This window comes from Bacteroides sp. 2201st1_D9_2201SCRN_220225, from assembly GCF_040928965.1.
Classification (GTDB): Bacteria; Bacteroidota; Bacteroidia; order Bacteroidales; family Bacteroidaceae; genus Bacteroides; species Bacteroides stercoris.
The window spans coordinates 24,115-28,825 of the sequence record NZ_JBCODG010000060.1 but is presented as its reverse complement, the minus strand read 5'-3'; the positions used below and the strand labels follow the sequence as shown (position 1 = coordinate 28,825).

General features: G+C 44.9%; 2 protein-coding genes and 1 pseudogene. 2 read left to right on the top strand and 1 reads right to left on the bottom strand.

What is annotated here, in order from left to right:
* Window positions 1–510: pseudogene (locus tag AB5903_RS16860) on the top strand (pectate lyase); the annotation flags it as partial.
* A gap of 28 nt (window positions 511–538) precedes the next feature.
* Window positions 539–2,014, top strand: a complete 1,476-nt coding sequence (locus AB5903_RS16855; RefSeq protein WP_022103699.1) for a polysaccharide lyase family 1 protein — start codon at window positions 539–541, stop codon at window positions 2,012–2,014.
* A 239-nt stretch (window positions 2,015–2,253) separates the two neighbouring features.
* Here AB5903_RS16855 and AB5903_RS16850 read toward each other — a convergent pair whose 3' ends face one another.
* Window positions 2,254–4,707 carry a glycoside hydrolase N-terminal domain-containing protein gene (locus AB5903_RS16850; RefSeq protein ID WP_368118051.1) on the bottom strand — a complete coding sequence of 818 codons (2,454 nt, stop codon included), beginning with the start codon at window positions 4,705–4,707 and terminating at the stop codon, window positions 2,254–2,256.
* Window positions 4,708–4,711: the final 4 nt, after the last annotated feature.

Sequence of the window (4,711 nt, the reverse complement as noted above, 5' to 3'; positions counted from 1 at the left end):
GAACATACAAGCATAAAGGTAGATTCTCCTGTTTCCGGAGCCGGACATGTGACGACCCATTCTGCCGTTGATGCTTATGATATGGTTTTACAATATGCCGGTGCTTGCAATTATAGAGATAAGCTTGATGAACTTATTATAAGTGATGTCAGAAAAGGTGTGGCAACTTGTACAGGCAGTGCCAAAGAATGGGAATCATTGAAGGGATGGTCGGATAATAAGCCGGGATATATCAATAAGCCGTCTGACATTGGTACTAATGCCGGACAGTTGGATGAAAAGGGATTCCCGGTTCTGGCAACAGATACTGAAATATGCACTGAAGATACTGACAGTGACGGAATTCCGGATTATTGGGAAAAGGAATATGGGCTTGATTTTAAGAAAAATGATGCGAATGAACGGACTGTTGATGTTAATGGTAAATATACTAATATCGAGATGTATATGAACAGTCTTGTACACGGTATTATGGAGGCTGGTAGTAAAGGCGGTGCTGTGGCTGATTGAGATGTGTTTTGTTTAAAAAGAATTTGTTATGAAAAAGAACTTGTTATTGGCTGTCTGCATGGCAGGGGTTATGGTATCTTTTGTTTCTGAGGCATTTGGACAGAGTTTGCCGGTATATGATACTCCCGACCGTTCTAAGATTCCGGCTTTTCCGGGTGCAGACGGAGCAGGAAAATACACAACCGGAGGAGCCGGTGGTGAGGTATTGGTCGTAAACTCTTTGAAAGATGACGGAACAGAGGGTACTTTACGTTGGGCCTTGAGAAAGAAGGGACCTCGTACTATAGTTTTTGCTGTTAGTGGCTTGATTGAATTGCAGTCACCTCTGAAAATTAATAACGGTGATGTTACCATTGCTGGACAAACAGCGCCGGGAGATGGTATCTGTTTGAAAAATTATACGTTGAGCGTACAGGCAGATAATGTAATAATCCGTTTTATCCGTTCGCGTATGGGGGCAGAGATAAAACAAAAAGGCGATGATGCGATGAATGGTTTTAAACATCATCGTAATATCATTATTGACCATTGCTCCATGAGTTGGAGTACCGATGAATGTGCTACTTTTTATGATAACAGTAATTTTACGTTGCAATGGTGTATTATCAGCGAAAGCCTTGCAAATTCCATTCACGAAAAAGGTGCTCATGGGTATGGTGGTATATGGGGCGGTCAAACGGCGTCTTTTCATCATAACCTGCTGGCGCATCATATGAACCGTACTCCGCGTTTATGCGGAAGTCGTTATACTGGCAAGCCTGAAGATGAAAAAGTGGATTTGTTCAATAATGTAATCTATAATTTTGGTAGTGATGGAGCGTATGCCGGTGAAGGAGGAAGCTATAACTTTATAAATAATTATTATAAACCGGGACCTCATACGGCTACTAAATCATCTTACAAACGTTTGTTTACTGCTTATTCCGATGATGGGAAACATCAAAATGTAAAAGGAACGCATGGTGTATTCTTCTTTTCCGGAAATTATATGGATCCTACTTGTGAAAAACTGAACGAGAAACAACGTCAGGAGATGATGTTGGTTAATAAGGATAATACAGTTGGATTGATAGTGAAGAATAATTTTGCTCCGAAAAGCGATTTGCTGGCAAAGCAGCCGTTCGATTTTGCAGAACGTACTTCTTTGCAGTCTACATGGGATGCTTTTGAAGCTGTCCTTCAATTTGCCGGCGCATCATACAGCCGTGACATAAATGATAAGCGTATTGTAGAGGAAACCCGTAAAGGGATATATACCAATGAGGGTAGTCATGGGAGTACAAATGGCATGATAGACAGACCGGAGGATGTTGGTGGGTGGCCTGAATATAATTCTAAAACAGCTTTGGCTGATGCCGATTTGGATGGTATGCCCGATGAATGGGAGATAGCTAACGGGTTGAATCCGAATGATGCCTCGGATAGTAAAAATTATAACTTAAATGCAAATTATACGAATTTGGAGATTTATCTGAATAGTTTAGTGGAACATCTCTTTCCCTAATGAATCTCTTCTTTCTTAAATAGGAGCATTTGGTAACTATCCTAAAGAATAAGATGGTATATGGAAATGATTGATTATAATTACTCCATATACCATCTTTATATTTAATATTCTGTATTGTCTACTAATTCTTATCTATTCAGACATACTATTTTGAAAAGAATCTGAGCCTATTTATGAGATAGCATCAATAAAGACTTGGAATTTTAAATGTATATGTAACCTTACACTATGGTAAACTAATCGGTAGGGAGAAACGTATATCTTTCTCCGGCTTTGGTCTTGATGTCATAAATATACGATTGCTGCTTTTGAGGTACTGATAGCGGTGCACTGGCTGCAACCAACGGCTTCCGTATCGGTTGGGATAGCAGCAGCGGATTATTGCATGACTCTTCTGCCGCCGGTGTCAGCTTTTCTCCATTCAGATATAAAGGGGAGGTGGTACGTATGCGTAAGGTTCCGCCGATGGTGGAAGTTATGGTAACCGTTTGCACTTTCCCTTTTTCCCATTTCATCTCTTCCAGCAGAAAACCGCCGCGACAGCGAATTCCTTTTATAGTGCCATGTTCCCACACATCGGGCAATGCAGGCAGGAGATGAATGGCACCGTCATGGCTTTGTACAAGCATTTCGGCTATGCCGGCCGTGCAGCCGAAATTGCCGTCTATCTGAAAAGGCGGATGGGCATCGAACAGATTAGGATAGGTTCCCCCGTTTTGTCCGCGTTCATCGGTGGTGGGGTGGAGTTGTTCGGTAATCAGTTTATAGGCGTGATTACCGTCGAGCAGCCGTGCCCATAGGCAGACTTTCCATCCCATAGACCAACCGGTGGAGTGGTCTCCACGGGCAATCAGCGATTTCTTGGCCGCTTCAAAAAGAACGGGAGAATTATAGGCGCTGATTTGACGGCCGGGATATAGTCCCCATAGGTGGGAAACATGACGGTGGTGATCCTGAGGATTGTCCCAGTCTTCCATCCATTCTTGCAACTGTCCCCAGCGTCCTACCTGCATGGGTGCCAAATGCTTGGCTACGGTTTGCAGGCTGTCTGTGAAGGATTTATGCTCATTCATTAAGGTGGCGGCTTGAATGGTATTGTGGAAGAGGTCGTAAACCATTTGATTATCCATCGTAGCACCGGCAACAATTACAAAATCGCGTTTACCGTTAACAGACGGACTGTTTTCCGGTGAATAGGAAGGAGCTACTACCAGCCAGTTGTTTTGGGGCTCGCGTACTAAGAAGTCCAGGTAAAATTCGCAGGCTCCGCGCATAATCGGATAAACCTCTGCCAAATAGTTCTTATCGCCGGAGAACAGATACCGATCCCATAAGTGCTGGCAGAACCAGGCGTTACAAGTGGGCCAAACGCCATATTTAGGACCGTCTACGGCGCCTGTACTGCGCCATATATCGGTGTTGTGATGCAACGTCCAGCCACGGCAGCCGTACATGGCGGCACTCTCGCGACCTTGTATGGCTACTTCTTTTACCAATTGCAGAAACGGCTCGTGCATTTCGGGCAAGGCAGTGGTTTCTGCCGGCCAATAATTCATTTCTACGTTAATGTCGGTGGTGTACTTCCCGTCCCAGGGAGCGCGTAACTGATAGTTCCAGATGCCTTGCAGGTTGGCGGCTTGTCCACCCGGCTGTGAAGAACATATTAAGAGATAACGTCCGAATTGGAAGTATAGGGCAGCCATTTGCGGATCGGCAGTAGAACTGAATTCTTTTACACGCCGGTCTGTCGGTTTCTTGATTTGGGAATTGCTGCCCAAGTCGAGGGAAACGCGGTTAAAGTATTTTTGATAGGCGGCAATGTGGGATTCTTTTCTTTTTGCGTAGTTCTTGCCGGCCTGCTTCATGTATTGCCGTGCGGTTTTAAGTGCATCTCCCGATACGTCTTTGTAGTTTATGAAGTTTGTGCCGATGGATACGTACAGAACAACGCTATTGGCATTCTTGACTTGCAAAGTACTGTCGGAGGTTGCTTTTAGCGTACCGCCGTTATTCTCAATCCGGGTAAGTGCGGTGAATCGAACCTTCCCCTCAATGCCTTCGTGGTCGTTGGCCTTTCCGTTGAGTTGCAATTCGTTGCGGGAAGAGATGCGGTGCTCTGTGTTTTCGGTATAAGGAGTGGTGTAATGCGCAGTGAAAGAAATGCTTCCTTTTTTCGAGGCTGTTAGTCTGATAACTAATAACCGGTCGGGAAATGAGGTGAATGTTTCCCGTACGTAGGTAACGCCATTGGCTGTGAAACGGGTGGTGGCTATTGCCTTTTCAATATCCAGATCCCGGTAATAGTCATCGTATTTACTGATTCCTTCAAAATCGAGATGCAGTGTGCCGACCGTTTGATACGGCATTCCATTGGCGGATTGTGAACAGATGGCAGGGCCGCATAACTCTTGCGCTTCTTTATTTTTCCCTTCGAATATCAGTTGGCGTATGCGGGGCAACGCTTCTTTTGCCTTGGGATTGGTGTTGTTGTGAGGTGAACCGCCCCAAACAGTCTCTTCATTGAGCTGGAACCGTTCGTGTATGGGGTCGCCGAAGACCATTGCTCCCAAGCTTCCGTTGCCCAATGGCAGAGCTTCTACCCATTGTCTGGCAGGGCTGTCGTACCATAGTTTCAGGACGGTATCATTTTGTGCCGTGACCTTACCGCCGATACAGCAAAAGGTAAGGATTAGC